The sequence below is a fragment of the Bradyrhizobium sp. BR13661 genome, from assembly GCF_029892425.1.
In the GTDB taxonomy this organism is placed as follows: domain Bacteria; phylum Pseudomonadota; class Alphaproteobacteria; order Rhizobiales; family Xanthobacteraceae; genus Bradyrhizobium.
Window position 1 is genome coordinate 319,057 of record NZ_JARXWB010000006.1, and the last position, 23,427, is coordinate 342,483.

Sequence of the window (23,427 nt, forward strand, 5' to 3'; positions counted from 1 at the left end):
CCCCGTCTGCTTTTGGCCTCTCCAATCGTCTTCCACGTGAGACAGACCTGACGGGAGACAACAATGACTGCGTCCAGATATCGCTGGGTGATCGTCGCCGCCGGCGGCGTGCTCGGCTGCGTCGCCATCGGCGGCATGTTTTCGCTGCCGGTGTTCCTGCAGCCGATCGCCAGGGACACCGGCTGGTCGGTGACCGGCATCTCCAGCGCGATGACCATCGGCTTCCTGGCGATGGCGTGCAGCAGCATGATCTGGGGCACGCTGACGGACAGGTTCGGACCGCTGCCGGTGGTGCTGACCGGATCGACCGTGCTGGCGCTGAGCCTGTTCGCCGCGAGCCACGCGACCTCGCTGATCGTGTTCCAGTTCGTGTTCGGCCTTTTGGTCGGCGCCTCCTGCGCGGCGATCTTCGCGCCGATGATGGCGACCGTCACCGGCTGGTTCGACACCCATCGCAGCCTTGCGGTCTCGCTGGTGTCGGCCGGCATGGGCGTGGCGCCGATGACGATGGCGCCGCTCGCGGCCTGGCTGGTGTCGCATCACGACTGGCGCACGGCGATGCAGATCGTGGCGCTGGTGGTTGCCGTGATCATGATCCCGGTGGCGCTGCTGGTGCGCCGTCCGCCGGCGCTGGCGCATCCGCAAGGTCCGGCCGCAGGCGCCGGCGGCCCGCAGTCGGAGATGACGGTGGGAGAGGCGCTACGCTCGCCGCAATTCTTGATCCTGATCGCCACCAATTTCTTCTGCTGCGCCACCCATTCCGGCCCGATCATCCACACCGTCAGCTATGCCGTGAGCTGCGGCATTCCGCTGATCTCTGCGGTGACGATCTACAGCGTCGAGGGACTGTCCGGCCTCGGTGGCCGCATCGCCTTCGGCCTGATGGGCGATCGGTTCGGCGCCAAGCGCGTGCTGGTCTCGGGCCTGCTCGCGCAGTCCTTCGGCGCACTCGCTTATGTCTTCGCCCATCAGCTCACGACCTTCTACCTGGTCGCGACGGTGTTCGGCTTTATTTATGCCGGCACCATGCCGCTCTATGCGGTGATCATCCGCGAAAACTTCCCGCTGAAGATGATGGGCACCGTGATCGGCGGCACGGCGATGGCCGGCAGCCTCGGCATGGCAACCGGTCCGCTCGCCGGCGGCCTGATCTACGACGCGTTCTCCAGCTACGCCTGGCTTTACATCGGCTCCTGGGCGATGGGCTTAGGTGCGTTCCTGATGGCGATGACGTTCCGTCCGTTCCCGAAGCCGCAAAGCCAGCCGGAGCCAGCCCCGATTGCGGCCTGACGGAGCCTAGGCCCGGATCTGTTTTTCGAAGAACAGGTCCGGGTACGGGTCGTCGTTGAAACGCGGGATCTCGCGCCAGCCGGTGGTGCGGTAGAGCTGACCGGCCTCCGGCAGCGCGCTGTTGGTGTCCAATCGCAGCAGCGCGATGCCGAGCGTGCGTGCGGCGTCCTCGGCTGCGTTCATCAGGCGCTTGCCGAGCCCCAATCCGCGCGCGGAGGGGGCGACCCAGAGACGCTTGATCTCGGCATAGCCGTGATCTGAGCCCTTCAGGCCGACGCAGCCGATCGGCAGCGTGTCCGACATCGCAACGATGAAACTGCCCTGCGGACGGCGCATGTCCTTGGCATCGGGATCACGCGACAGCGAGACGTCAAAGCCCTGTTTGAAGCGGCGGCCGAGCTCGGCGTAATATTCGCCGAGGCAATGGCGTGCCTCGTCGCTTTGCGGATCCATCTCCGTGAGCGCGATACGGTCCCGCGTCAGCGCCGAGGCAATCAGATCCATCGCCGCCAGCAGCGCCTCGCGTTGCGAATTGCGGGCGAGAAACCTCTCGGCCTGCGTGTTCGACATCGCCTCATAGGCCGAAAACTCGCGCTTGCCCGCGCGCGTCAGGCTGGCAACGCGCCGCCGCGCATCGTCCTCATGCGCGTGTGTCTCGATCAGCCCTTCATCCTCCAGGCTGCGCAACAGCCGGCTCATCAGTCCGGAATCGAGGCCGAGATAGTCGCGAATCTCGCCGACATCGGACCGTCCGTGCCCGATCGCATTGAGCACACGCGCCGCCCCCAGCGGTCTCCCGCGCCCGAGAAAGGATGTATCGAGCGCGCCGACGGCCGAGGTCACGGCACGGTTGAAGCGACGGACGCGGGAGACGGGATCGAGCATTATCTGACTTTAGTCAGATATCGCGTCGCGGTCAACTTGACGAAGTGACCGCTGCGTCATGCGTCGCTGGCGCGATAAGCGTCGGGAACGACGAACACCTCGTCGGCGCGGCCATAGCCGCCGTCGGGGACTTCCTCGATCAGGACCATCGTGTGCGGCCGCGCCGCTTCGCCGAAATATTCGACGAACAGTGCCGTGAGGCGGTGCACGATCTCGGTCTTCTGGCTCCGCGACAGCGCGGCTTGCGGGATCTTGATGTTGGCGAAAGGCATGAGGTCTCTCCGTGTGAAATCTGTGCCGCGTCAGATCACGCCGCCATTGGCGCGGATGATTTGGCCGTTGATCCAACCGCTATCGTGGCTTGCGAGGAAGGCGACGATGCCGGCGATCTCGTCGGGCTGGCCGAGCCGGCCGAACGGGTTCATTGCCGCAATGGCGCGCACCTGCTGCTCGCTCTTGCCGTCGAGGAACAGCCGGGTCTCGACCGGTCCGGGCGCGATCGCATTGACGGTGATGCGCCGGCTGCCGAGCTCCTTGGCGAGGACGTGTGTCATGGCTTCGACCGCTGCCTTGGTCGCGGCATAGACGCTGTAAGTCGGCTGGTACAGCCCGACGACGCTGGACGAGAAGTTGACGATGCGGCCGCCCTCGCAGAGCCGCCGCGCCGCTTCGCGCAACGATCGGAACACACTTTCGAGGTTGATCGAGATCTGCCGGGCGAACGCTTGATCGCTCATTTCGGCGAGCGGGGCGAGCTCCATCACTCCGGCATTATTGACGAGGATGTCGATTTTGCCGAAGGCATTCTCGGCCGCATCGAACAGCTGCTCCGCCGTCGTTGGATCGGCAAGATCGGCCTGCACCGCCAGGGCGCGTCCGCCGGCGGCTTGGATCTGCTCTACGAGCGCATCGGCAGCCGCTTTGCCGGTGGCGTAGTTGATTGCTACTGCGATGCCGTCTTGCGCCAGCCGGCGGGCGATGGCCGCGCCGATGCCGCGGGAACCGCCTGTGACGATGGCGGCGCGCTGCTGTTGAGTGGTCATGTGGACCTCCGTCGTGCTTTCGGCTCGTGAGATAGCTGATCGCTCTCCTCGGATAATCATCGTGAACTTGCCATCACCTGTCGGCTGTGGTGAACAATCGCCATGGACCGTTTTGACGCCATGCGCCTGTTCGTCCGCCTCGTCGAGCGGCAGAGCTTTACGGCTGCCGCCGCGGACATGGGTATTCCCCGTTCGACCGCGAGCGAGGTCTTGCGCGGTCTCGAGGCGCGTCTCGGCGCGCGCCTGCTCGAGCGCACGACGCGGCATGTCACGCCGACGCTCGACGGTGAGGACTATTACCGCCGCTGTGTCGCCATCCTCGCGGAGGTCGAGGAAGCGGAAGGAGCGATGCGCGATTCAGAGCCGCGCGGTCTCCTCCGCATCGATGCGCATCCCTTGCTAACCCGCACCTTCATCCTGCCGCATCTGCCAGCCTTCCTGGCGCGGCATCCGCAGCTCCAATTGCAGATTGGGCAGGGCGACCGGCTGGTCGATCTCGTACGCGAAGGCGTCGATTGCGTGATCCGATCGGGCGATCCCGGCGACAGCGGCATGATTCTGCGCCGCCTCGGGACGATCGCGGAAATCACGGTGGCGAGTCCGTCCTACATTGCGAAGCACGGCTTGCCGACGACGCCGGATGCGCTCGACGGCCATCAGATGGTCGCGTTCGTCTCGTCGCGGACGGGCGATGTGCTGCCGCTCGAATTTTCAGTTGCGGGCGCGCTGCGCCACATCGTGCTGCCGAGCCGGGTTCGGGTGAACAATTCCGACACCATGGCTGATCTCGCCCGGCTCGGCTTCGGCCTCGCGCAGGCCCCGCGCTATCGCTTCGCGGAGGACCTCGCCAGCGGCACGCTGGTCGAGGTGCTCGCCGATCACCCGCCGTCGCCGACGCCGCTCTCCGCGCTTTATCCGCAAAACCGCCAGCTTGCGCTGCGCCTGCGCGTCTTCCTCGATTGGATCTCGGGCATTTTTGCCGAGGCGAAGCTCTGAAACTGATCCGGCGCGCAGATCATCCGCTGCACGTGGAGATCGTCATGTGGGCCCGGCTTCTTGCGCCACAAGCCCGAGCGCCTTGCGGGCCTTCCGCGTCAGCTTTGCGACAATCAACGCATGGGCCTGTGCGAGATAGGCCGTCAGCTCGGCATCGGACAGCGCGTTGTTGCTGACAAGCTGCACCCATTTGGCCCGCGCGAGATAGGGCGCGGGCCGCGCCAGGCCGTGCTCGATCAGCATGGCATAGGCCATGTTCGAGACCTTGATCATGTAGCCGCCGGAGCCGGTCGTGAAGCCGCCACTGATCGCGAACATCTTGTCGCCGACCTTGAACACGGAAGTGCCTTCCCACTGCACCACCTTGGTGGCAGCGGGCAGGCGCAGGCAGCGTGTTTCGAATGTCTTGGGTGTCATGCGTTTGCAATCACAAGGTAGCGCGCGAGCCCGCCCTTGTGGCAGCATGCGCCTTCCAAGAGGGGATGACATGTCATGTCGCGCTTGTCGATCAAGACCAGGGACGATCTGCCGGAAGCACTGCGCCCGCTGTGGGACAAGATGACGACCTATGGTGCGTTCGAAAATCAGGCCGGTGTGATGGCGCATCGCGCGCCGATCTTCAAGCACATGTGGTCGCTGCTGGTCGATCTCGCCAGCGAGGGCATGATCTCGAAGCGCCATCTCGAGCTGGCGCTGGTCACGGTGTCGCTGCTCAACAAATGCGATTATTGCGTCTCGCATCACGCGCCCAAGCTCGCGGTGCAGGGCGTGTCGGAGGAGGGCGCCGCGCGCCTCGTCGCGTACAAGGATCACCCTGAACTCGATGAGCTCGACAAGCTCGTCGTCGAATACTCCATTGCTGTGACCAACAACTGGAACAGAACGCGCGACGAGATCTTTGCTCGCCTGCGCGCCCACTTCTCCGAGGCCCAGATCGTCGAGCTGACCTGGCGCATCGCGCTGTGCGGTGCCTTCAACCGCTTCAACGACATTCTCCAGCTCGAGGTCGAGCAGGGCGTTCCGCACAGCGAAGCCGCCGAATAGCGGCCGGTCGTCGCTGTTCTTACCGAGAGCCGATCACGGACCCGTGATTTGCGTCTGAATTATCGCAAACTATATCGTAAGATATATTTTGAGAAGGAGACGTACGATATGTTCGGCAAACACCGAGACCACAAAGACTTCCACTTCGGGCACTTCGCCCATTTCGCCGTGGGTCGGCATGGCGGGCGGCATCGCTTCGGCCGCGGCGGCCATGGCTTTTTCGGGCGCGGCGGCGACGAGTTTCCGGGCGCACGGCGGCTGTCCTCGCAGGATCTCCAGCTGGTGATCCTGGCGCTGCTCGCCGACAAGCCCGCACATGGCTACGAGCTGATCAAGATCATCGAGGAACGCTCCGAGGGATTCTATACGCCGAGCCCCGGCGTGATCTATCCGGCGCTGACTTATCTCGAAGAGGTCGGCCATGCGAGCGTTGCGCAGGATGGCGGCCGCAAGCTCTACAGCATCACGGCGCAGGGCGAGGCTTTCCTCGCCGAGCAGCGCGGGACCGCTGACGCGATCCTCCAGGCATTGTCGCGGATCGGTCGCCGTATGGACGAGGTGCGCGAGGCATTCGCCGGCGTCAGCGATCTCGATGCCGATGCCTCCGACGAGCTGCACCGCGCCCGCCACAACCTCAAGCGCGCGTTGCGCAGCAAGCACGGCAGCGATTCCGCCGAGGCGCGTCGCGTCGCCGGCATCCTGGAGCGTGCGGCCGCGGAAATCCTCGGCAAGTAACGAGAAGGGATGCCAGTCATGGATGATCAGCCGCACAGCCCGATTCAAGATCCGCGCGTCAACGCCGTGATCGCGCGTCTGCAAGGCGCGCGGCAGCGGCCTTCCGGTGGTGGCCCGCGCGGCGCCTTCGGCAACCGCGATCCTCACGCCTATGCCGAGCAGGGCTTTTCGATTCACCCCGAGCAGGGCGAATTGATCTACCTGTTGTGCCGCGGCCTGCGCGCCACGCGCGTCGCCGAGTTCGCAACCTCGGTCGGCATGTCGACGCTCTACTTTGCGGCTGCCCTCCGCGACAATGGCGGCGGCACTGTGATCGGCTCCGAGATTGTGCCAGCCAAGGTCGAGGCCGCCAAACGCAACCTCGCTGAAGCGGGACTGGCCGAGTATGCCGAGATCCGCGAAGGCGACGCCCGCAAGACGTTGAACGATCTCGGCGGCCCCGTCGATTTCGTGCTGATCGACGGTTGGCCGGGCGAGGGCGGTCCCTCGCTTGCCCGCGAAGTGATCGAGATCGTGGCGCCGCAGCTGCTCATCGGCGGCTACGCGATGAACGATAACGGCGAGCCCGACTATCTCGCCTACATTCGTGACCCCAGCAACGGCTTCGTGTCGATGACGCTGCCGCTCAAGGGCGGTACGGAGCTGTCGCTGAAGGTGAAGTGAGTGCAACGATCCAGTCTGTCTCCGCGGAGAGATTCTGGATTGCTTCGCTGTGCTCGCAATGACGCCGTTGATGCAGATGTGCCACTCTTTGTGAGTTGTCTCGAAGCAGCGATGGGCTACCATGCCGCCGATCCCGAAGCACGGGAGCAGCAAGCGGGAGGCGACATGAGCGGGCAGGAACGCAAAGTCAAGGGATCGGACCTGTTCGTCGCGGCGCTTGAGAACGAAGGCGTCGATCGCATCTTTGGCGTGCCCGGTGAGGAAAATCTCGACCTTGTCGAGTCGCTACGCACCTCCAAAATCGAGCTGGTCCTGACGCGCCACGAGCAAGCCGCTGCCTTCATGGCGGCGACCCATGGAAGGCTCACCGGCAAGCCCGGCGTTTGTCTCTCGACCCTCGGCCCCGGCGCGCTCAATCTCTCCACCGGCGCGGCCTATGCGAATCTCGGCGGCATGCCGATGATCCTGATCACCGGGCAGAAGCCGATCATGAGCAGCCGGCAGGCGCGCTTCCAGATCGTGGACGTGGTCGCGACGATGAAGCCGCTGACAAAATTGTCGCGGCAGATCGTCAGTGCGTCCTCGATCCCGACCGTGGTGCGCGATGCGTTCCGCGTGGCGATGGAAGAGCGGCCGGGACCGGTACATCTCGAATTGCCCGAGGACATTGCGGGCGACGAGGTCGAGGCTGTTCCGGTGATCCCGATCCACCCGATCGAGATCCCCGTCGCGCATCGCGCCGCGCTCGACCGGGCCGCCGGGATGATCCTGGCCGCAAAGCGTCCGCTGGTGATGATGGGCGCGGCAACCAGCCGGCCGCGGTCCACCCACGGCATCGCGAGCTTCGTGCGGCGGACCGGCATTCCGTTCTTCACCACGCAAATGGGCAAGGGCACCGTGCCCGGCGGCACCAATCTCTATATGGGCACTGCGGCGCTGTCCGAGCGCGACTATGTCCATGATGCCATCGACGCCGCCGATCTGATCATCGCGATCGGCCATGACCCGATCGAGAAGCCGCCCTTCATCATGGGTCCATCAGGACCGAAGGTCATTCACGTCAGTTACACGTCGGCCAGCGTCGAACTGGTCTATTTCCCCGATGCCGAGGTCGTCGGCGACGTCGGCCCGAGCCTGGAGCTTCTGGCCGACCGGCTCGAAGGCAAGCTGCCGCAGGCGGCGGCGCTGCTGCCATTGCGGGAGCAGATCCTCAACCACATCGCCGATCGCGCCACCGAGACGCGCTGGCCGCCGACACCGCAGCGCATCGTGCACGACATCCGCCAGGTCATGCCCGAGAACGGCATCGTCGCGCTCGACAACGGCATGTACAAGATCTGGTTCGCCCGCAACTACCGCACGCGCGTCGCCAACACGCTCTTGCTGGACAATGCTCTGGCGACGATGGGCGCCGGCCTGCCGTCGGCGATGATGGCCGCGATGCTCTACCCCGACCGTCGCGTGCTTGCGGTCGCCGGTGATGGCGGCTTCATGATGAACAGCCAGGAGATGGAGACGGCGGTTCGCCTCAAGCTCAATCTGGTCGTGCTGGTGCTGGAGGACAACGCCTACGGGATGATTCGCTGGAAGCAGGCCGTTGATCATTTCGCCGATTACGGCATGACTTTCGGCAATCCCGACTTTGCGCTTTACGCCAAGGCGTACGGTGCCAAGGGCCATCGTATTGCGAGCATCGAAAGCTTTGGTCCGACCCTTGAGGCCGCCTTCAAGGAGGGCGGTGTGCACTTGGTCTCGATCCCGATCGACTATTCAGAGAACGTGCGGGTGCTGGTCGAGGAGCTGCGCGCGCATGAGAAGGCGAAGGTGTGAGGCCTCGTCTCTGCGCTGCAACGCCAAGCGCGTTGCAGCGCGTCCGGGACACCAGAGGAGCGGCCGCACTTGTCTCGCGCGCCCCAATCACGGAAACTCGGCATCCAACCAACCACAGGAATAAGACATGACTCGCGTTCGCTGTATCACCGAGATGGGCATGGGCGTCGACGTCCACGGCCGGGACGCCACCAAGGCGGCGAAGCGCGCCGTGTCGGATGCCATCAGGCATTCGAGCCTTGGCTTCTTCCGGATGATCGGCAAGACCGCGAACGACATGTTCGTCGACGTCACCATCGGCGTGCCCAATCCCGAGGCTGTCGACAAGGAGGCGGTTGCGAAGGAGCTTCCCTACGGCACCGTGACCGTTACCGCAGTCAAGGGCGGCCTCGAAATTCCCTCGGCCACGGAAGTGGCCAACGATCCTATCCTCATTGCCAACGCCGCTGTCATCGTCAGCTTCGACAAGGACTGAGCCGGTGTCCGACAGCAGTGAAGCGTTGCTGGATCGTCCGATCTGGAGCGCGTTGACGACGAGCCAGAAGCATCTGGCGGAGGGAGGCCCTCGGGCGTTGCGCTATCCCGTGGACATGACACCGTTCGCCGACATGGTGGACATGTCGGCGGCAAGCTTTGCTGCGCTCGGCGATCTCATGGCGCCTTCGCAGGTTGCCGCGCTGTTCACACCGGAGCCGGTCGAGGTCCCCGCTGGGTTCAACGTCGTGATTGCACAGAGCGGTGATCAGATGATCGGCTCGCCCGCCGATAGTCCGTTGCGTGACGCCGAGATCGTGAGGCTTGGGGCTGCTGACGTGCCCGCAATGATGTCGCTCGTAGCGCTGACCAAGCCCGGCCCGTTCGCCGCGCGCACGCATGAGCTCGGGACGTTCCTCGGCATTCGCGACGGCGGCAAGCTGGTCGCGATGACCGGCGAGCGGATGAAGCCGGGCAAGTTCGTCGAGATGACCGCGGTCTGCGTCCATCCTGATTATCGCGGGCGCGGCTACGCGCAGGCGCTGCTTGCGGCCGTCGCGCGCCAGATCGAGGCGCGCGGCGAAATTCCGTTCCTGCACGTGTTTTCGAACAACAGTTCCGCGATCGCACTCTACGAGCGGCAGGGCATGCGTCTCCGTCGCCGCCTGCACGTCACGGCGTTCATGAAGCAGGGGTGACGGCCCGGCGGCATGCGCCGGACCGCAGCATGATCCGGAAAAGTACGAAGCGGTTTTCCCTCGCGACATCAGCGGAACGCGTTTGCGCGGAGATCATGCTCAAACAAGAATCCAGAGCGCGACGATGAAGTCGCGCTTTGATCCTCACGTCGAATAGTCGACGAGCAGCGCGCTCGATGCGTTGGAGGACGCAGCGTTGCCGCTGGAGCTGTAGGAGGTCGACTGGCTGGTCGCGTTCTGGAGCAGCGAGATCAGCTCCTTCATCAGCTCTGCGGTGGTGGCCGAAGACGAGCTGGACGAGGAATCCGACGAGGAGGTCGAAGACGTCGAGTCCGTGCTGCTGGTGCTCGATGAGGCGCTGCTGCCATCCGACGGGGGCGGCGGCCCGCCGGCGCTGCCGGAGAACGTATTGGCGAAGACGTTCTTCAGCTCGCTGGCCTGGCTGCTGGTCAGCTTGCCGTTCGACACCTCGTTCTGGATGAGGTCGTCGATCTTGGACTGCATCTCGTCAGCCGAGGGCGGCGACGAGGAGCTCGAGCTCGATGCGCCGCTCTTCATCGCCGAATCGATGTCGTTGAGCGCAGACGAGAGCGCGGACTCGTCGCTCGACGAGATGGTGCCCGCCGAGACTTCCTTGGTGAGCTCGCTCTTAAGGCGGTCGAGTGGGGAGTAGGAATTGGTGGTCGTTGCGGAGATCGAGGTCATTGCCGGTCACCCTTGATGGAGTTGAAGATACGCTGAACATGGCTGTGAGGCTAAAGGTCGCGCGATTAACGAGGTCTTGCCGCGGGGATTGCTGGTGTTTTCGTTGTGTTGCTCGCGCGGAGACGAACACGTGGCGAAACAAAAATAGCGGGATGGCCGGTTCGGCCGGAGCCTCGCATGTGCGGGCTTCCCCCCGGCCGATTCGTTGCTATATCCATCGCAATCATCTCGGGGAGGAGCCAATCCATGGACGTCAGGACACCAGATTTTTCCGCGGCGCGGACTGCGATGCAGCGCTACGTCGATCAGGAGATCATTCCCGGCGTGTCATGGGCGGTGTTGCGTGGCCGTGATGTCGTCGACCAGCGATGCGTCGGCTTTGCCGATCGCGAGGCGAAGACGGCGCTGCGGCCCGACCATATCTTCCGGGCGTTCTCCAACACCAAGATCTTCGTCACCTCTGCGATCATGCTGCTGGTGGAGGAGGGCCGCATTGGGCTGGATGAACCGATCGAAAAAGTTCTGCCGCAGCTCGGCAATCGCAAAGTGCTGAAGCAGGGGGCTTCCAGCCTTGCCGATGTCGAACCGGCGATAAGCCCGATCACGATCCGCCAGCTTCTGACGCACACGTCCGGTCTCAGCTACGGCATCTTCGATCCGGGATCTGTGCTGTTCAAAGGCTACAACGATGCGGGTGTGCTCAATCCGCTGACGCCGCTGACCGACATGATCGACCAGCTCGCCGATCTGCCGCTGTCCTATCATCCCGGCACCAGCTGGGAATATTCCGTGGCGACCGATGTGCTCGGCCACATTGTGGAGGTCGTTTCGGGCAAGCCGCTCGATGCGTTCCTCAAGGCACGAGTTTTCGATCCGCTCGGCATGACCGATACCGGCTTCGCGGTGCCCGAAGCGCAGCAAGGCAGGCTGGTTGCGCACTACACCGGCGCCGACGTGCTCGATCCGATGAAGCCTGGCCTCACGCGAGCCGAGAATCTGCCTTACCCTCAGGCCTATCGGCGGTCATTCCCGCGGCTGTCGGGCGGCGGCGGGCTGGTTTCGACCCTGCCTGACATGCTGGCCCTGGTGAAGGCGCTGGTGCCCGGGCCGGATGCGCTGCTGAAGCCTGACACGCTGCGGCAGATGATGACCAACCAGCTGCCGGAGGGCCAGACGATCCGCTTCGCCAATCTCGGCCCGATACCAGGCAAGGGCTTTGGCCTTGGCGGCGCCGTCACCTTTGCCCCGACGCCATTCGATCCACCGAACTCCGCCGGCGAATTCCAGTGGGGAGGGCTCGCGGGCACCCATTGGTGGATCTGCCCTGCGGCCAATACCGCGGGCGTCCTGATGGCCCAGCGCCACATGGGCTTCTGGAATCCGTTCTTCTTCGAGTTCAAGCGTCTGGCGTACCAGGCGGTCGGAGCCTGAGCGCGGAAAAATTGTTCGGCCCAGCGAATCCTTTCGCGCCATCGGGCCCTCCTACTGGTCGAGGTATTCCGCCTCGGCTCGATCAGGAGGATGCGATGGCATTTTACAGGAAGAACATTGGTGGCCTTCACCAGGCGGTGCGGGTTGCCGCAGGGATCGGCGTGACGGTTGCGGCCTTGGTTTATCTCACCGGCCCCGCGGCATGGCTGGTTGCATTTGCCGGCGCCGGTTTCGCGCTGACCGGTCTCGTCGGCTATTGCCCGATGTGCGCGATGGCGGGCATTGGGCGGGGAGGTGTGTCGTGAGTGCTGCGGCGATATCGCCCGACCAGTTCGAGGCAGCGCGGCTCGGCGATCCCCAGGCGATCACTCGCCTGCTCGAGACGGCGCAGCCAGATATTCGCCGCTATGCACGCGCAACCTGCCGCAGCTCGGCGGATGCCGAGGACGCAGCGCAGGAGGCGCTTTGGATCCTGTTCCGCCATGTCGGCTCGATCCGCTCGCTGCTCGCCTTTTCGTCCTGGTTGTTCAGCGTCGTCCGCCGTGAATGCCTGCGGCTCGCGCGCAAGGCGGGCCTTGCGCCGGCGATCGACGAAAGCGAGGCGGAGGCCAAGTTGCTCGCGCGTCCTGAGGCTGATTTACGGCTCGACGTCGCCGCGGCGTTCGAGGCGCTGCCGCCGCACTATCGCGATGTCGCGCTGATGCGCGACGTCAAGGAAATGACCATCGATGAAATCGCCGAAGCGCTCGGCGCGACGCGGCAAACCGTAAAGGCGCGCCTGCATCGCGCCCGCGCCTTGATGCGCGAATATCTGACGAGGTAAGCCATGGCCGATTATCAAACACCCGAAGATCTGAAATCGATCCCGGCCTTTGTCGTGCTTGCACCGGTCGAGGCCAACGCGTTCCTCGCGTTCAACCATGCGGTCGAGCGCAAGGACGGATTGATCCCGCCGAAATATCGCGAGCTGATCTCTCTCGCGGTCGCGCTCACCACGCAATGCGCTTATTGCCTCGACGTCCATACGGCGCAGGCCGCGAAAGCCGGTGCCACGCGCGAGGAAGTCGCGGAAGCGTCGTTGATTGCGGCAGCAGTGCGCGCTGGCGGTACGCTCGGCCACGCGCTGCTGGCGCAGCGGCTGTTCGCGCGGCATAAGGAGGCTGGATGAACAAGCGTTGGTTGGAGACCGAAGCGCACACGTGAACACCTATCTCGGCCTCGACGGATTTCGCTTCGGCTGGGTCGCCGCGTGGATCGATGATCGTGGCGGGCACGGCTTCGACTATTCGCCGGGCCTCACGCGCTTGCTAGCGATGCCACATGCACGCGCGATGATCGACATGCCGATCGGGTTGAAGCCGAGCGGCTACAGGGAATGCGATTTGCGTGCGCGCGAGATGGTCGGCCCCGCGGTGTTTCTCGGGGCCCGCCGCGACCTCTGGACATTTCCCGACATGGCTGCGGCCAACAGGCACTATTGGGAGCACGAGGGCAAAGGGAAGGGCGTGTCGGCCCAGCTCTGGAATATCGCCGACAAGATCCGCGAGGTCGATGAGATCATGACGCCGGCACTGCAAGACACGATCGGCGAGGCGCATCCCGAATTGATCTTCTGGAATCTCGTAGGGCAACGCCGGCTTGCAAGAAAAACATCGTTGGACGGCCGCGAGCAGCGCATCGCGCTGCTGGCCCAGCGCGGCTTCACGCGCCTGCCAAAGTGGCTGACCCAGCGTCATGGCACCGGCATTGGCCGCGATGATCTGATCGACGCCTGCGCTTGCGCGGTCGCGGCGCGCGACAGCACGCAGCGTGTTGGAGGAGAGGAGATCGATCCACGCCGACTGCGGATGGAAATCAATTACTGACTCGCCGGCGGAGGGGCAGGTGCAGGAAAAACAGGCAAATTATTTGAACCATGCAGGAACTGGCGTTGGTCGTCCCGCGTTCCCCGTGCGAACCTGATGGAGAGAAGCTCGCGCGATGCGTGATGCCAGCCAGTTCGCGACAGCGATGCTCGCGCTCGTTTTCACCGGAGCATTGCTCATCACCGGGCAGCTTTTCGTAGAACAACGCGCACAAAGGGAAGCGGTCTACGTCGTCAATCATCTGCTGCGGCCATTGTAGTTTTGACAGCTTGGCCTTGCACCGTTCGTTCGCGCGTCTAGATTAGACGGCATGTCACGCACGAAGCCGGGGTTCCGATGCCTGATCTGTCCGCCTTCCCGATCACTAAGCGGTGGCCTGCCAAGCACCCCGAGCTGCTTCAGCTCTATTCGCTGCCGACACCGAATGGTGTGAAGGTCTCGATCATGCTGGAGGAGATCGGGCTGCCTTATGAGGTCCATCTCGTCGACTTCGGCAAGGACGATCAGAAGACGGTCGAATTCCTCTCACTGAATCCCAATGGCAAGATCCCGGCGATCCTCGATCCCAACGGCCCTGGCGGCAAGCCGCTGCCGTTGTTTGAGTCCGGCGCGATCCTGCAATATCTCGCGGAGAAGACCGGCAAGCTCTTGCCGCTGGACGCTGCGCGCCGCTACCAGGCACTTCAATGGCTGCATTTCCAGATGGGCGGCATTGGGCCGATGTTCGGCCAGGTCGGCTTCTTCCACAAATTTGCCGGCAAGGATTACGAGGACAAGCGTCCGCTCGAGCGTTACGTCAATGAGTCCAAGCGCCTGCTTGGTGTGATGGAGGCGCATCTTTCCGGCCGGCAATGGTTCATGGATGACGACTATACCATCGCCGACATTTCCATGCTCGGCTGGGTACGCAACCTCATCGGCTTCTACGGCGCCGGCGATCTCGTTGCATTTACCGAGTTCAAGTCGGTCGGTGCCTGGCTCGAACGCGGACTGGCGCGTCCTGCGGTTCAGCGAGGGCTCAATATTCCGAAGAGGCCGTAAGCTGCCCGGCTAGAACAGCCGCCCGCCGTTCGGCACCGGCTTGCTCGGCTGCATCAGCACGACCTTGCCGTCGGCATCGGGGAAGCCGAGCGTGAGCACCTCCGAGACCACAGGTCCGATCTGGCGCGGCGGGAAATTGACGACCGCGGCGACCTGCTGTCCGACCAGCGTTTCGAGCGGATGATTCTCGGTGATTTGCGCCGAGCTCTTGCGCACACCGATAGTAGGGCCGAAGTCGATCCACAGCCGCCAGGCCGGCTTGCGCGCCTCGGGGAACGGCTTGGCATCGACGATGGTGCCGACGCGGATATCGACCGCGAGGAAGGTGTTGAAGTCGATGGTTGGCGAGGCTGATGCGGCGGGATCGTGGGTGACGTGCATGGTCGGTCCGTTCAGGGATGTCGAAAGCGTCGTTCGCAATATTGTCGCGCGATCAGGAGTTTCGTACAACGCCATAGCACGTCACGACGCATGCGCGAGGATCGTCTTGCCCAACATCATCTACGGCATCAAGAACTGCGACACCATGAAGAAGGCGCGCGCCTGGCTCGATACCCATGGCGTCGCCTACGAGTTCCATGACTACAAGGCCGCGGGCGTCGGGAAGGACAAGCTCAAGCAATGGAGCGACAAGCTCGGCTGGGAGACGCTGCTCAATCGTGCCGGCACGACCTTCAAGAAGCTGTCCGATGCGGACAAGGAAGGCCTGACGGAAAAGAAGGCGCTGGAGCTGATGCTAGCGCAACCATCGATGATCAAGCGGCCCGTGCTCGAGATCGGTGGCAAGCTGCTGGTCGGTTTCAAGCCCGATATCTATGACAAGGAAATCAGCGCAAAATCGCGCAAGGGCTAGTTCAGCTCGATGATTTCGGCGGTGATACCAGGACCACTGGGCTGATCGGCGAATTCGACAATTTCGGCAGCCGCGATGCGGCCCGGAGCGCGGTGAAACAGGTCGCGGTCGATCACCGTGCGCAGTTTCGGACGCGGCGGCGCGTCATTTCCGCGCATCAGATTCTTGATCTCGAAGCCGCCATCCTCGCAGAAGGTCTTGAGCGAGGCGATGACGTGGCTGACCTTGTCGTCGGTGAAGAAGGGCAGCAGCAGCCGTTCATAGGCGACGACGCGGCCGTAGATGTCGTCGACGTCGGCGACGCTGTAGACCGGAAGGCCGCGCGCGACGCACTCACGATAAACCGGCATCACGAAGGGCGCGAGCCGCGGCCCGACATAGTCCTCCAGCAGGACTCCCTTGCCGGTATGGCCGTAGGCGCGCGAGATACGCGTGCCCTCGCTCTGGATGGTCAGGCGCGGCGTCGGCGTCGAATTGTCAACCGTGTAATAGATGAGGTCGGACAGCTCTTCCTCGAGCCGCGCGGGCTGATACTCCCAGATCGCCGGCGCAATCTGCTGGCGCGCATAAAGTCGCAGCCACGTGTTGAGCAGGTCACGCTGCTTGATCGACTTGACGACGGAGGGAGCGGCGCTGGCGAAATCCAAAATGCAATTCCCGGAGAACGAAACCCGGGCATCATCGCCGGAGCGGGAAAATTTTTGATGAAGGCTGGCGCGCGGGACCAAAGACCGTTAACGACGGCTTGATGACCGGTGTCTTGCGAACCGGGAAGCCGGCGGGCGACGTCTGAAAACCTCCAACTAAGGGAGCATAAGACTCCCGGTCAAAGGCCTGACCTGCTCAGCTTTCCGCCTTGCCTAACCCCCGTCACCTCCGGCATATTCCGCGCCCGGAGGCGGCGTTCCGGGAAGGCTCCAAGGCCTCCGGAAAGCCGAAGTAACAAGGACAGCCACGCGCTGTTTGCGCGGGCGGGGGGAAATCTGTTTGGCCGATGAGTTCATTCTCGAAACGGAAGGCTTGACCAAGGAGTTCGCGGGCTTCTTCGCCGTCCGCGACGTCGCGCTCAAGGTTCGCCGTGGGAGTATCCACGCGTTGATCGGCCCGAACGGGGCCGGCAAGACGACGTGCTTCAACCTTCTGACCAAATTCCTCAAACCGTCTGCCGGAAAAATCCTGTACAAGGGACAGGACATCACCGCGATGGCGCCGGCCGATGTGGCGCGCATGGGGCTGGTTCGTTCATTCCAGATCTCGGCCGTGTTCCCGCACATGACCGCGCTGGAAAACGTTCGGGTCGCGCTTCAGCGCCAGCATGGCAGCTCGTTTGATTTCTGGCGCTCGAAATCGGTGCTCAACCGATTCAACAACCGCGCGCTGGAATTGCTCAACGATGTCGGCCTCAGCGAGTTTGCCAATACGCCCGCGGTCGAGATGCCCTATGGGCGCAAGCGCGCGCTCGAGATCGCGACCACGCTGGCGCTCGATCCGGAGATGATGCTGCTGGACGAACCGATGGCAGGCATGGGCCACGAGGACATCGACAAGATCGCGGCGCTGATCAAGCGCATCTCCGCGAAATATACCATCCTGATGGTCGAGCATAATCTGAGCGTCGTCGCCAATCTCTCCGATATCATCACCGTGCTGACGCGCGGGCAGGTGCTCGCGCAGGGCCATTACGCCGACCTCACCAAGGACGAGCGCGTCAAGGAAGCCTATCTGGGAGCCGGTCATGCCTGAAACTGCAATGGCCGAGGCACCAGTGAAGGCTGCGACCGGCGGCAACATCCTCGAGGTGCGCAACCTGCAAGCCTGGTACGGCGAGTCCCACATCCTGCACGGGATCAATTTCGACGTGAAGGCGGGCGAGGTCGTGACGTTGCTGGGGCGCAACGGCGCTGGCAAGACCACCACGCTGAAGTCGATCATGGGCATCATCGGTAAGCGCGCCGGTTCGATCAAATTCAACGATCAGGACATCATTCGGGCGACGTCCGACAAGATCGCGCGCATGGGCATCGCGTTCTGTCCGGAGGAGCGGGGGATTTTCTCCAGTCTCGACGTGCGGGAGAATTTGCTGCTGCCGCCGGTGGTACGCCCGGGCGGATTGCCGCTCGAGCAGATATTCGACCTGTTTCCGAACCTGAAGGAGCGGCTCAACAGCCAGGGCACCAAGCTGTCCGGCGGCGAGCAGCAGATGCTTGCGATCGCGCGCATCCTGCGCACCGGCGCGAGCTTCCTGATGCTGGACGAGCCCACCGAAGGTCTCGCGCCTGTCATTATCCAGCAGATCGGCCACACCATTGCGCGGCTGAAGAAGGAAGGCTTCACGATCCTTCTGGTCGAGCAGAACTTCCGTTTCGCGTCCACCGTTGCCGACCGCTATTACGTGGTCGAGCACGGCAAGATCATTGACGGATTTTCGAATGCGGAGCTTGCCGCCAACATGGACAAGCTGCACACCTATCTCGGCGTTTAGGACGGCCCAAAGTGGAGCGGCCAAGAGAAACGGCGAAGAGAAAATTCACGAGGGAAGTCACATGAAAAGGTCGATTGCTTCGTTGTTGCTCGGCACGGCATTGGCGGTGACCACCGCTGGCGCAGCCTTCGCGCAGGACAAGACCGTCAAGATCGGTGCGCTGTCCGATCAGTCCGGTCTCTACGCCGATCTCGGTGGACCCGGCTCGACGCTCGCAGCCCAGATGGCCGTTGAAGATTCCGGCCTCGCTGCGAAGGGCTGGAAGATCGACGTCATCTCGGGCGATCACCAGAACAAGCCCGACATCGGCACCGCGATCGCGCGGCAGTGGTTCGACGTCGACAAGGTCGACATCATCGTCGACGTGCCGAACTCCGGCGTGGCTCTCGCCGTCAACAACGTCGTCAAGGAAAAGAACGGCGTCTACATCAATTCAGGTGCGGCGACCTCGGACCTGACCAACGCGCAGTGCTCGCCCAACACTGTGCACTGGACCTACGACACCTACATGCTGGCCCATACCACCGGCCAGGCGCTTGTGAAGGCCGGTGGCGACACTTGGTTCTTCCTGACCGCGGATTACGCCTTCGGTGCAGCGCTGGAGCGTGACACCACCGCGGTCGTCACCGCCAATGGCGGTAAGGTGGTCGGCGGGGTCAAGCATCCTCTCAACACGCCGGACTTCTCCTCTTTCCTGCTTCAGGCCCAGGCGTCCAAGGCCAAGATCATCGGTCTTGCCAATGCCGGCGGCGACACCACCAACACGATCAAGCAGGCGGCCGAGTTCGGCATCGGCAAGGGCGGTCAGAAGCTCGCAGCGCTGCTGCTGTTCCTCACCGACGTCAAGGCGATCGGCCTCGAGACCGCGCAGGGCCTCAACTTCACCGAGACGTTTTACTGGGACATGAACGACCAGACCCGCGCCTTCTCCAAACGCTTCGCCGAAAAGATGAAGAACAGCGCTCCGCCGACCATGGTGCAGGCGGGCGTCTATGCGGGCGTGCGCCACTATCTCAAGGCGCTGGAAGCGCTCGGCGGCAATCCGCATGACGGCGTCAAGATCGTCGAGAAGATGAAGTCGATGCCGACGGAGGACGACCTGTTCGGCAAGGGCGAGATCCAGCCCAACGGCCGCACCATCCACAGCGCCTATCTGTTCGAGGTGAAGAAGCCCTCCGAGTCCAAGGGACCGTGGGATTTCTACAAGCTCGTCGGCGCGGTGCCGGGCGACCAGGCCTTTACGCCGCTGTCCGAGAGCAAGTGCGCGCTGCTCAAGAAGTAAGACCAACAGCCCGCCGGCTGCCAGCCGACGGGCAACTCTAGGGAACGCCGAAGGGACTGGGTGCTGGATCGATGCAGGCTCTCTACGCACAGCTACTGGTGGGACTGATCAACGGCTCGTTCTACGCGCTGCTCAGTCTCGGGCTCGCCGTGATCTTCGGCATGCTCAACATCATCAATTTCGCCCACGGCGCGCTCTACATGATGGGCGCCTTCATGGCGTATTTCCTGCTGAACCTCGGTGGCATCAATTACTGGTGGGCGCTGCTGCTGGCGCCTATCATCGTCGGCATCTTCGGCATGATCCTGGAACGGACCATGCTGAAATTCCTGACCGGGCTCGACCATCTCTATGGCCTGCTTCTGACCTTCGGCATCGCATTGATCGTGCAAGGCGTGTTCCAGAACTATTTCGGGTCGTCCGGCCTGCCTTATGCCATTCCGGATCAGCTCAAGGGCGGCATGAATCTCGGCTTCATGTTCTTACCCGTCTATCGCGGCTGGGTTGTCATCTTCTCGCTGGTGGTGTGTCTGGCCACCTGGTTCCTGATCGAGAAGACGCGGCTTGGCGCTTATTTGCGCGCCGCCACTGAAAATCCGACGCTGGTGCGCGCCTTCGGCATCAACGTGCCGCGCATGATCACACTGACTTACGGCCTCGGTGTGGGCCTCGCCGCGCTCGCCGGCGTGCTCTCGGCGCCGATCAATCAGGTGCGGCCGCTGATGGGCGCCGACCTCATCATCGTAGTCTTCGCGGTGGTGGTGATCGGCGGCATGGGATCGATCATGGGCTCCATCATCACCGGCTTCGCGCTCGGTGTGATCGAGGGCCTGACCAAGTATTTCTACCCCGAGGCCTCCAACACCGTCGTGTTCGTGCTGATGGTGCTGGTGCTCTTGGTGAAGCCAACGGGATTGACGGGAAGGGCAGCCTGATATGACAGCCTTGACGGACGACACGCTGCCGGTGACCCCGCGCGCGATGCGCGACGAGATGATCTTGTTCGTGGTGATGGCGGTGTTGCTGGCCGCCGTGCCTTTCAGCGGCATCTACCCGTTCTTCGTGATGCAGGCGCTGTGCTTCGCGCTGCTCGCCTGCGCCTTCAATCTTCTGATCGGCTATGGCGGACTGCTGTCTTTTGGCCATGCGATGTTCATGGGAACGGCCGGCTATTGCAGCGCGCATGCGCTGAAGGTGTGGGCGCTGCCGCCGGAGCTCGGCATTCTGGTCGGTATTGCCGCGGCTTTCGCGCTCTCGATCATCACCGGCTACATTTCGATCCGCCGCCAGGGCATCTATTTCTCGATGATCACGCTGGCGCTGTCGCAGCTCCTGTACTTCATCTACCTCCAGGCACCGTTTACTCACGGCGAGGACGGCATCCAGGGCATTCCGCAAGGGCACATGTTCGGCGTGCTCGATTTGTCCAAGCCAACGGTGCTCTACTACGTGGTGATGGTCGGTTTCCTTGCGGGTTTCCTGCTGATCTATCGCATCATCAACTCACCGTTCGGTGAGGTCCTGAAGTCGATCCGTGAGAACGAGCCGCGCGCCATCTCGCTTGGCTACCGGACCGATCAGTACAAGTTTCTGGCGTTCATCCTGTCGGGGACGCTGGCAGGCTTTGCCGGTGCGCTGAAGGTGTTCGTTGCACAGAATGCTTCGCTCACTGACGTGCACTGGTCGATGTCCGGCGAGGTCGTGCTGATGACGCTGGTCGGCGGTCTCGGCACCATCTTCGGGCCTGTGGTCGGTGCCTTCGCGATCATCGCCATGCAGCAATACCTGGCGAGCTTCGGGCAATGGGTGACAGTGATCCAGGGCTCGATCTTCGTGATCTGCGTGCTCACCTTCCGACGCGGCGTCATCGGAGAATTCGCGCATTACTTCCGGCGCTCGCTTTAACGCATTGATCTAAGGTCAGTTTCCCTATTGCGCGAAAGCGGTGGATGATCCGCCCCCACGGGTGCGAGATGACGCGCCCGCAGATCGAAAATGGTCTATGACGGTTTTATGACAGGTCAATCGGGCCTGTCATTTCCAACCGGTAGACTACCCGCATGCTACGATGGTTTCGCGCTTTCCTGCCCAAGGAAGAACGGTTCTTCGACCTGTTCGACCGCCACGCCCAAACCGTGATCCAGGGTGCAATCGCACTCCAGGGCGTGCTGAAAGGCGGCGAGGAAACGCCGGTCTATTGCCAGCGCGTCAGCCAGTTCGAGAACGACGCTGATAACGTCACCCGCGAGGTGCTGACGGCGGTGCGACGCACCTTCATCACGCCGTTCGACCGCGGCGACATCAAGAACCTCATCACCTCGATGGACGATGCCATCGACCAGATGCAGCAGACGGCCAAGGCGGTGATGCTGTTTGAGGTCCGCAGCTTCGAGCCGCCGATGCGCGAGATCGGCGCGCTGCTGATCGAATGCGCCAATCTGGTCGGACGCGCGCTGCCGCTGATGCAGGCGATCGGCAAGAACGTTGCGATGCTGACTGCGATCACGGAAGAGCTGACCAAGCTCGAGGGCCGAGTCGACGATCTCCACGACATCGGAATGAAGGAGCTGTTCCTCAAGCACCGCAATGGCAACGCGATGGATTTCATCGTCGGTGTCGAGATCTACGACCATCTTGAGAAAGTGGCCGATCGCTTCGACGACGTCGCGAACGAGATCAACAGCATCGTCATCGAGCAGGTTTAGGGCAGGGCCGCGCCGTGGATGTTGCGTTGGGTCTCCCTGTCCTGATCGGATTGATCGCCGTCGCGCTGCTGTTCGACTTCCTGAACGGCTTGCACGACGCCGCAAATTCGATCGCGACTATCGTCTCGACCCGGGTGCTGCGGCCGCAATTCGCGGTGTTCTGGGCCGCGTTCTTCAATTTCGTCGCCTTCATGGTGTTCGGCCTGCACGTAGCCCAGACCATCGGTACCGGCATCATCGATCCCGCGATCGTCGATGCGCAGGTGATCTTCGCAGCGCTTGTCGGTGCCATCGTCTGGAACCTCGTGACCTGGGCGCTCGGCATCCCGTCCTCGTCCTCGCATGCGTTGATTGGTGGCCTCGTCGGCGGCGGCATGGCCAAGGCGGGGATTTCAGCGGCAGTGTGGAGCGGCCTGTCCAAGACCGTGCTGGCGATCGTGCTCTCGCCGTTGGTCGGCTTCCTGCTTGCGATGATGCTGGTTGCCATCGTGTCATGGCTCTCGGTGCGCTCGACGCCGTTTGCAGTCGATCGCGCTTTCCGTATCCTGCAATTCGCTTCCGCCTCGCTCTATTCGCTCGGCCATGGCGGCAATGATGCGCAAAAGACCATGGGCATCATCGCGGCGCTGCTTTATTCGCAAGGCCAGCTCGGCGGCGAATTCACGGTGCCATTCTGGGTGGTGCTGTCCTGCCAGGCGGCAATGGCGCTGGGCACGCTGATGGGAGGCTGGCGCATCGTCCGCACCATGGGCCTGCGCATCACAAAACTGACGCCGATGCAGGGCTTTTGTGCCGAAACCGGCGGCGCCGCGACCCTGTTCATGGCAACCTTCCTCGGGGTTCCGGTCTCGACCACCCACACCATCACCGGCGCCATTGTCGGCGTCGGTGCAGCCCGGCGCGTTTCGGCGGTCCGCTGGAACGTCGCGAGCTCGATCGTCTATGCCTGGGTGATCACAATCCCGGCCTCGGCCATCGTCGCGGCGCTGAGCTGGTGGGCGGTCCAGCTCTTCAAGTAACGAGCTTCAGCCCGACGATGCCGGCCACGATCAGCCCGATGCTGGCGAGGCGGAGCGCGGTGGCGGGCTCACCGAACAGGTAAATCCCGAGCGTGGCAGTGCCGACCGCTCCGATCCCGGTCCAGACCGCATAGGCGGTTCCGACCGGCAGCGATTTGAGGGCCAAACCGAGCAGGATGACGCTGCCGGCCATCGCGGCAAGCGTGATGGCGGACGGAACAAGCCTGGAAAAGCCTTCGGTATATTTCAGGCCGATCGCCCAGGTGATCTCGAGAAGACCGGCAACGAACAGGATGCTCCAGGCCATGACGACCCTCCATTCATTGCAGGGTCGTCCCCGCTAGGCAAAGATGCTGGTGAGCAGGAAGGTCGTCCTCCCCCAAGGC

Annotated in this window: 31 protein-coding genes; 23 read left to right on the forward strand and 8 right to left on the reverse strand. The window is 63.2% G+C overall.

The features are described 5' to 3' along the window. The first annotated feature begins 63 nt into the window (after window positions 1-63). The gene (locus tag M2427_RS13200) at window positions 64-1,290 is read left to right on the forward strand and encodes an MFS transporter (protein ID WP_280706740.1); all 1,227 of its coding nucleotides are present in this window, start codon (window positions 64-66) and stop codon (window positions 1,288-1,290) included. 6 nt (window positions 1,291-1,296) lie between these two features. On the opposite strand, the gene M2427_RS13205 is transcribed toward M2427_RS13200, so the two are convergent. Genes M2427_RS13205 through M2427_RS13215 form a run of 3 tightly spaced genes read right to left on the reverse strand, consistent with a single transcriptional unit; the run spans window position 1,297 to window position 3,218 of the window. Beyond that, window positions 1,297-2,175 carry a helix-turn-helix domain-containing GNAT family N-acetyltransferase gene (locus tag M2427_RS13205; RefSeq protein WP_280706741.1) on the reverse strand — a complete coding sequence of 293 codons (879 nt, stop codon included), beginning with the start codon at window positions 2,173-2,175 and terminating at the stop codon, window positions 1,297-1,299. Window positions 2,176-2,231: 56 nt separating this feature from the next. Then, on the reverse strand, window positions 2,232-2,447 hold the full coding sequence (locus tag M2427_RS13210) for a 4-oxalocrotonate tautomerase family protein (RefSeq protein ID WP_280706742.1): 216 nt from the start codon (window positions 2,445-2,447) through the stop codon (window positions 2,232-2,234). A gap of 30 nt (window positions 2,448-2,477) precedes the next feature. Further along, window positions 2,478-3,218, reverse strand: coding sequence for an SDR family oxidoreductase (locus tag M2427_RS13215; RefSeq protein WP_280706743.1), 741 nt, complete (start codon window positions 3,216-3,218; stop codon window positions 2,478-2,480). A 102-nt stretch (window positions 3,219-3,320) separates the two neighbouring features. On the opposite strand from M2427_RS13215, the gene M2427_RS13220 reads away from it, so the two are divergent. Further along, complete coding sequence (locus tag M2427_RS13220) at window positions 3,321-4,214, forward strand: LysR family transcriptional regulator (protein WP_280706744.1); 894 nt, start codon at window positions 3,321-3,323, stop codon at window positions 4,212-4,214. Between the two features lie 42 nt (window positions 4,215-4,256). Here the strand turns inward: M2427_RS13220 and M2427_RS13225 are convergent, their stop codons facing one another. Beyond that, window positions 4,257-4,631, reverse strand: a complete 375-nt coding sequence (locus M2427_RS13225) for an MmcQ/YjbR family DNA-binding protein (RefSeq protein ID WP_280706745.1) — start codon at window positions 4,629-4,631, stop codon at window positions 4,257-4,259. A 75-nt stretch (window positions 4,632-4,706) separates the two neighbouring features. On the opposite strand from M2427_RS13225, the gene M2427_RS13230 reads away from it, so the two are divergent. The 6 genes from M2427_RS13230 (at window position 4,707) to M2427_RS13255 (ending at window position 9,658) form a co-directional block, all read left to right on the forward strand. Beyond that, window positions 4,707-5,258 (forward strand): carboxymuconolactone decarboxylase family protein, encoded by a 552-nt coding sequence (locus tag M2427_RS13230; RefSeq protein ID WP_280706746.1) that lies wholly within the window; start codon window positions 4,707-4,709, stop codon window positions 5,256-5,258. 108 nt (window positions 5,259-5,366) lie between these two features. Continuing rightward, window positions 5,367-5,993 (forward strand): PadR family transcriptional regulator, encoded by a 627-nt coding sequence (locus M2427_RS13235; protein ID WP_280706747.1) that lies wholly within the window; start codon window positions 5,367-5,369, stop codon window positions 5,991-5,993. Between the two features lie 18 nt (window positions 5,994-6,011). After that, window positions 6,012-6,656: a class I SAM-dependent methyltransferase gene (locus M2427_RS13240; protein WP_280706748.1), complete on the forward strand. Its 645-nt coding sequence runs from the start codon at window positions 6,012-6,014 to the stop codon at window positions 6,654-6,656. A 165-nt stretch (window positions 6,657-6,821) separates the two neighbouring features. Continuing rightward, on the forward strand, window positions 6,822-8,486 hold the full coding sequence (locus M2427_RS13245; RefSeq protein ID WP_280706749.1) for an acetolactate synthase large subunit: 1,665 nt from the start codon (window positions 6,822-6,824) through the stop codon (window positions 8,484-8,486). Window positions 8,487-8,613: 127 nt separating this feature from the next. After that, window positions 8,614-8,961: a Lin0512 family protein gene (locus M2427_RS13250; RefSeq protein ID WP_008134681.1), complete on the forward strand. Its 348-nt coding sequence runs from the start codon at window positions 8,614-8,616 to the stop codon at window positions 8,959-8,961. A gap of 4 nt (window positions 8,962-8,965) precedes the next feature. Further along, complete coding sequence (locus tag M2427_RS13255; RefSeq protein ID WP_280706750.1) at window positions 8,966-9,658, forward strand: GNAT family N-acetyltransferase; 693 nt, start codon at window positions 8,966-8,968, stop codon at window positions 9,656-9,658. Window positions 9,659-9,802: 144 nt separating this feature from the next. Here M2427_RS13255 and M2427_RS13260 read toward each other — a convergent pair whose 3' ends face one another. Beyond that, window positions 9,803-10,363: a hypothetical protein gene (locus M2427_RS13260; RefSeq protein WP_280706751.1), complete on the reverse strand. Its 561-nt coding sequence runs from the start codon at window positions 10,361-10,363 to the stop codon at window positions 9,803-9,805. 246 nt (window positions 10,364-10,609) lie between these two features. On the opposite strand from M2427_RS13260, the gene M2427_RS13265 reads away from it, so the two are divergent. The 7 genes from M2427_RS13265 to M2427_RS13295 all read left to right on the forward strand — a co-directional run bounded on the left by M2427_RS13265 (window position 10,610) and on the right by M2427_RS13295 (window position 14,700). Continuing rightward, entirely contained in the window at window positions 10,610-11,794 is a 1,185-nt protein-coding gene (locus M2427_RS13265; RefSeq protein WP_280706752.1) for a serine hydrolase domain-containing protein, read from the forward strand. Between the two features lie 95 nt (window positions 11,795-11,889). Then, window positions 11,890-12,099 carry a DUF2892 domain-containing protein gene (locus tag M2427_RS13270; RefSeq protein WP_280706753.1) on the forward strand — a complete coding sequence of 70 codons (210 nt, stop codon included), beginning with the start codon at window positions 11,890-11,892 and terminating at the stop codon, window positions 12,097-12,099. After that, the gene (locus tag M2427_RS13275) at window positions 12,096-12,617 is read left to right on the forward strand and encodes a sigma-70 family RNA polymerase sigma factor (RefSeq protein ID WP_280706754.1); all 522 of its coding nucleotides are present in this window, start codon (window positions 12,096-12,098) and stop codon (window positions 12,615-12,617) included. Before M2427_RS13270 ends, M2427_RS13275 begins: the two co-directional genes overlap by 4 nt. A gap of 3 nt (window positions 12,618-12,620) precedes the next feature. Beyond that, window positions 12,621-12,962 carry a carboxymuconolactone decarboxylase family protein gene (locus tag M2427_RS13280; protein WP_280706755.1) on the forward strand — a complete coding sequence of 114 codons (342 nt, stop codon included), beginning with the start codon at window positions 12,621-12,623 and terminating at the stop codon, window positions 12,960-12,962. A gap of 31 nt (window positions 12,963-12,993) precedes the next feature. Continuing rightward, window positions 12,994-13,659, forward strand: a complete 666-nt coding sequence (locus tag M2427_RS13285; RefSeq protein ID WP_280706756.1) for a DUF429 domain-containing protein — start codon at window positions 12,994-12,996, stop codon at window positions 13,657-13,659. A gap of 115 nt (window positions 13,660-13,774) precedes the next feature. Further along, window positions 13,775-13,918 carry a hypothetical protein gene (locus M2427_RS13290; protein WP_280706757.1) on the forward strand — a complete coding sequence of 48 codons (144 nt, stop codon included), beginning with the start codon at window positions 13,775-13,777 and terminating at the stop codon, window positions 13,916-13,918. Between the two features lie 77 nt (window positions 13,919-13,995). After that, the gene (locus M2427_RS13295; RefSeq protein WP_280706759.1) at window positions 13,996-14,700 is read left to right on the forward strand and encodes a glutathione S-transferase N-terminal domain-containing protein; all 705 of its coding nucleotides are present in this window, start codon (window positions 13,996-13,998) and stop codon (window positions 14,698-14,700) included. Window positions 14,701-14,709: 9 nt separating this feature from the next. Here M2427_RS13295 and M2427_RS13300 read toward each other — a convergent pair whose 3' ends face one another. Next, window positions 14,710-15,081, reverse strand: coding sequence for a tRNA-binding protein (locus M2427_RS13300; protein ID WP_212233243.1), 372 nt, complete (start codon window positions 15,079-15,081; stop codon window positions 14,710-14,712). Window positions 15,082-15,187: 106 nt separating this feature from the next. Between M2427_RS13300 and M2427_RS13305 the strand changes: the two genes are divergently transcribed. Continuing rightward, complete coding sequence (locus M2427_RS13305; protein ID WP_280706760.1) at window positions 15,188-15,553, forward strand: ArsC family reductase; 366 nt, start codon at window positions 15,188-15,190, stop codon at window positions 15,551-15,553. On the opposite strand, the gene M2427_RS13310 is transcribed toward M2427_RS13305, so the two are convergent. After that, window positions 15,550-16,200, reverse strand: a complete 651-nt coding sequence (locus tag M2427_RS13310) for a hypothetical protein (RefSeq protein WP_280706761.1) — start codon at window positions 16,198-16,200, stop codon at window positions 15,550-15,552. The two genes, M2427_RS13305 and M2427_RS13310, sit on opposite strands and share 4 nt — an antisense overlap. A 340-nt stretch (window positions 16,201-16,540) precedes the next feature. On the opposite strand from M2427_RS13310, the gene M2427_RS13315 reads away from it, so the two are divergent. From M2427_RS13315 to M2427_RS13345, 7 genes are all read left to right on the forward strand, one after another. Next, window positions 16,541-17,296 carry an ABC transporter ATP-binding protein gene (locus M2427_RS13315; protein ID WP_280706762.1) on the forward strand — a complete coding sequence of 252 codons (756 nt, stop codon included), beginning with the start codon at window positions 16,541-16,543 and terminating at the stop codon, window positions 17,294-17,296. Beyond that, on the forward strand, window positions 17,289-18,035 hold the full coding sequence (locus M2427_RS13320; protein WP_280706763.1) for an ABC transporter ATP-binding protein: 747 nt from the start codon (window positions 17,289-17,291) through the stop codon (window positions 18,033-18,035). Before M2427_RS13315 ends, M2427_RS13320 begins: the two co-directional genes overlap by 8 nt. Before the next feature lie 61 nt (window positions 18,036-18,096). Further along, complete coding sequence (locus M2427_RS13325) at window positions 18,097-19,317, forward strand: ABC transporter substrate-binding protein (RefSeq protein WP_280706764.1); 1,221 nt, start codon at window positions 18,097-18,099, stop codon at window positions 19,315-19,317. Window positions 19,318-19,388: 71 nt separating this feature from the next. Then, entirely contained in the window at window positions 19,389-20,252 is an 864-nt protein-coding gene (locus M2427_RS13330; protein ID WP_280706765.1) for a branched-chain amino acid ABC transporter permease, read from the forward strand. A 1-nt stretch (window position 20,253) separates the two neighbouring features. Further along, window positions 20,254-21,222: a branched-chain amino acid ABC transporter permease gene (locus M2427_RS13335; protein WP_280706766.1), complete on the forward strand. Its 969-nt coding sequence runs from the start codon at window positions 20,254-20,256 to the stop codon at window positions 21,220-21,222. Between the two features lie 155 nt (window positions 21,223-21,377). Continuing rightward, on the forward strand, window positions 21,378-22,022 hold the full coding sequence (locus tag M2427_RS13340; protein WP_280706768.1) for a DUF47 domain-containing protein: 645 nt from the start codon (window positions 21,378-21,380) through the stop codon (window positions 22,020-22,022). A 14-nt stretch (window positions 22,023-22,036) separates the two neighbouring features. Continuing rightward, complete coding sequence (locus M2427_RS13345) at window positions 22,037-23,041, forward strand: inorganic phosphate transporter (protein ID WP_280706769.1); 1,005 nt, start codon at window positions 22,037-22,039, stop codon at window positions 23,039-23,041. Here the strand turns inward: M2427_RS13345 and sugE are convergent. Then, entirely contained in the window at window positions 23,034-23,348 is a 315-nt protein-coding gene (sugE, locus tag M2427_RS13350) for a quaternary ammonium compound efflux SMR transporter SugE (protein ID WP_280706770.1), read from the reverse strand. The two genes, M2427_RS13345 and sugE, sit on opposite strands and share 8 nt — an antisense overlap. Between the last annotated feature and the right edge of the window lie 79 nt (window positions 23,349-23,427).